We start from the raw sequence: 3,926 nt of genomic DNA, 5'->3' as shown, positions 1-3,926 counted from the left end.
TACGAATGACACTCGCGCCATAGTCGGCATTAGTCCCCAGACTAAAATAACCGTGTTTATCCATACTTGAGACTGTCACCATAAAACAATCCGGTGATATATGGGCAGTCAGCAAACGTCCAACCTGATGAAAATTAGTCGGTACAAACTGCATCCATGCTTCATCTTTTGACTCAGCCAGCGCTTGTCGGTCTGAGGCGCTTAAGAATAATGGCCTGGGCGAGATCCTCCCCGACAAAGACGGTTTAAGAAGCGTATTACGTAGATGTTCTGAGCCGTGCATGTAATACAAATTAAACGGCGCAACTCGCTCTTGTTCAGCGCATTCACTTAGCCAGCTAAGAAGTAGACGCGGCATGGCAACACTCATTCCCAGTATCAGGTTTGATACGCCAAGCATCTGCCCGGAAAGCTGCTCCTTGGAAATTTTCTTCGATTGATAAACGGCTTCAAGCATCTTGCTACTCCCCTTAAGATTCTTTTACTGTAAACCCAGTTTGAACAAACATTCTTAAGGCGGCGTGTTAGTTTAGTGAATTATTTCTTACAGGTGTGATTTCAGCTGCTTATGTCTTTTAAAAACCTATAGCTTTTTTGAGCAACATCAGCTTCAATATTGCACCAAATTAACGACCCTTCTAGCGTGAACAGCCAAACTATGAAAGCCCTAAGCATAAGCTCTCCACCAAACCTGGATAGCCTTGAACTGATAGAACAAGATCAACCAGCCCCGTTACCAGGCCAGGTAGGAGTAAGAATACGCTCCATTGGTTTGAATCGAGGCGACCTTCTATTCTGTCAAAACCGCTACTTTATCAAGCCAAACCCAGGAAGCAGGTTAGGCTTCGAAGCCGCCGGGATTGTTGACGCATTACCAGCTGACGGTAAAAGTAACTTTAAGCTAGGTGACAAAGTGGCCCTATGCCCAATGAGCTTTGATGTTCATTCACAAGGCACACTGGCAGAATATGGAGCCTATAACGAAGCATCGCTCATACCGAGCCCTGACTCGGTACCCGATGAACACTGTGGCGCAATCTGGATGGCCTACTTCACTGCCTGGGGAGGCTTGATTGAAGCGGGAGGCCTCAAACCGGGTGAAAATGTCGTTATCACCGCAGCATCAAGTTCCGTGGGTATCGCGGCTACCCAAATCGCCAACATGATTGGCGCAAACCCCATAGCCACCACAACTAGTCAAGAAAAGGCAGAAATACTGAGCCAACTCGGCGCACCGCATGTCATCGTCCAAGACAGAGATGATGAAGCTAACCTCAAATATGCCGAAGAAGTGATGAGCATAACCCAGGGAAAAGGAAGCGACCTGGTATTTGATGCCGTGGCAGGCCCTGGCACACATGGCCTGGTAAAAGCCTCAACACGAGGCGGTAGAATTGTAATTCAGGGAATGCTCGACAGGCGGCCCATGGATATTCACGCAGGTGTATTGATGAAGCGCTTGTTGACGCTAAAAGGCTATACGGTCGACCAGACACTAGAACAGGAGCAACAGAAGCAAAGAGCCATTACTGCAATTCGTCGCGGATTTAGCGAAGGTCATCTACAAGCAGTTATTGCTCAATCCTTTAGTTTGTCCGATTATCAGTCAGCTTTTTCAACCTTGTCTCTTAATAAGCATATTGGGAAAATTATTATCACGCCCTAGTAAGGAATGCTTTATACTGCCAGATATATAGACGCAAATAATAAAGATAAACCGGAAGGCCAGAATAAAAAATGCCTCATTACCATCAACAACTGCAAAGCCATGCTTTAGCTGACCTGACGAATAGAGCAAAGAGCGGCATATTAACCTATTTTGGTGTTTGGGTAATTCTGGCTTTTACCTTCAACCTTGATCAAGTCAACCCCAGCTTTCTCTATCTAAACACGGGGCTAATCATATTATTTGCTGCCTTGCGAATTGCTCATCTATTAATACTTAACCGTAGCCCCTCACCTAACATTCCCGTCTTACATCAATGGCTTGTCATCACTATTCTTGGTGCAGCACTTCATTGGGGCTGCATGTCGGCCTGGGTTATCTATGATGACAGTTTAACAGTGATGCAAACCGCTATTTTAATTATTACCCCCGCCTTCACTGTCGGCGGTGCTAGTACACTGAGCATATCTTCGGAAATCCGGACTCTCTACCCTATCTTTATGCTTCTGCCCGTGATTGGCGCCTTGATTCATGATGGCAGTACCAGCAACTTAATGTATGCCTTGTTATGCAGTATCTGCCTGACTTACATATTCACCTCTTCCAAAGCGAGCCATAACGACTACTGGTCTGCGATTACCAATCACTTGGTTGCAGAAGAGAGGGCTGAGCTCATGGAACAATTAAGCACCACAGATCCGCTCACACAGCTAAAGAATCGAATGTTCTTTGATAAAGAATACAGTAAAGAGTGGAAACGCTGCTCGCGAATGTCCTGCCCATTAAGTCTCATTATGATTGACCTGGATTTCTTCAAAAACCTCAATGATAACTATGGTCACATGTTTGGCGATGACTGTTTGAAGAAAACAGCCAAAGCGATCAACGATGAGGTTGCCCGACCTTCTGACTGCGTCGCACGCTACGGCGGTGAAGAGTTTATCGTTTTGCTACCTAATACAAACAAAAATGGTGCCGAGAATATTGCCAAGCGCATGCTTAAGGCAGTATCAGACTTAGAGTTCGAAATAGATGGTCAAGTCATCAATATTACCTGCTCCATTGGTGGTGCAACCACGACACCAAATTTTCGTAATGACCGAAGCGAGTTAGTAAAAGAAGCGGATACTGCACTTTATTACGCAAAAGAGCATGGTAGAAACCAATATTATGCACTTTCCTGAAGTCAGCACACGCCAGCTTAATTTATAAGTAGTACCAATTAGATATAGACCTGGCAACAAATACTTTTCCCAACTAACCAGCTAAATTCATTCGAAAGAAAATATAGCCTCAGCCAAAAGCTTTTTTTACCCTTTTTTTTCCTATATTATGGCCGGTTAATTATAGTTAACACCCATTTTTTTAGATTTTTTTCTACGTATTTACATTAGGAGATTCCCCTTTGTCTGGACAAGCATCAACGCTAATCTCGAACGCACGCGCTGTCGTCAGCCACGCGCAGAATGCCCTCAACACTTCTCTAAGCCATATCAAGCACCTGTGCTTGAACGAAACGGGCCGCCTTTCCGGGCATAAATTAGACGAATACCAGGTTGTATCCTATGACCTCGCCTACGCTTCTGCTGAAATTGCAGCCGCTAGCTCAATCTGTGATTACGCTGAAAAAATCAGAGCCTCTAAAGGCGAACAAGAAGAACTCTACCTCGAAGAAACGATTGCATTGATGTTCTGTGCTGAAGCCGTACAAAGCACTAAAGCTCGTCTAGCCACCAAACCCAGAGAGTTTGGTTTGTCTAAAGAACAGTTTGCTGAAAGCTTTGACAACGATGCTGTTGTGGATTTCTGCGACACCTACCTGCAAACTGCTAAACTTGTTGAGCTTGGTAAAATCATGCTAGGTCAAGATGGCTGCACAACTGATCCTTTACTTGATGAAGATAAAGAAATCATGCGTGAATCATTCCAGCGCTTTGCAACAGACGTTGTCATGCCAAAAGCAGAGCATATTCATCGCGAAGATTTGATGGTTCCTGATGAAATTCTAAAGCCATTGGTTGAAATGGGCTGTTTCGGTTTGTCTATTCCAGAGCGCTACGACGGCTTACAGCCAGACGACCGTGAAGATAACATGGGCATGATCGTTGTAACTGAAGAACTGTCTCGTGGCTCTTTAGCCGCAGCAGGTAGTTTGATTACACGTCCTGAGATTCTTTCTAAAGCTCTCATGGCCGGTGGTACTGAAGAACAGAAACAATATTGGCTGCCAAAGCTAGCTTGGGCTGACCCATCCTGCGCA

4 protein-coding genes are annotated in these 3,926 nt (G+C 45.0%); 3 read left to right on the top strand and 1 reads right to left on the bottom strand.

Features of this window, described 5'->3' with window-relative positions; all coding sequences use genetic code 11:
* On the bottom strand, positions 1-457 hold a 457-nt coding region (locus A3761_RS11835; protein ID WP_231881213.1), incomplete at its 3' end, for a hypothetical protein.
* Between the two features lie 201 nt (positions 458-658).
* On the opposite strand from A3761_RS11835, the gene A3761_RS11830 reads away from it, so the two are divergent.
* From A3761_RS11830 to A3761_RS11820, 3 genes are all read left to right on the top strand, one after another.
* Positions 659-1,666, top strand: a complete 1,008-nt coding sequence (locus A3761_RS11830; RefSeq protein ID WP_068513777.1) for a zinc-dependent alcohol dehydrogenase family protein — start codon at positions 659-661, stop codon at positions 1,664-1,666.
* Positions 1,667-1,737: 71 nt separating this feature from the next.
* Positions 1,738-2,850 carry a GGDEF domain-containing protein gene (locus A3761_RS11825; protein ID WP_068513774.1) on the top strand — a complete coding sequence of 371 codons (1,113 nt, stop codon included), beginning with the start codon at positions 1,738-1,740 and terminating at the stop codon, positions 2,848-2,850.
* Positions 2,851-3,071: 221 nt separating this feature from the next.
* The coding region (locus A3761_RS11820; RefSeq protein WP_197473027.1) for an acyl-CoA dehydrogenase family protein at positions 3,072-3,926 on the top strand (855 nt) is incomplete at its 3' end.

The sequence above is a fragment of the Oleiphilus sp. HI0123 genome, from assembly GCF_001635315.1.
This window is presented reverse-complemented; position numbering and strand designations above follow the sequence as displayed.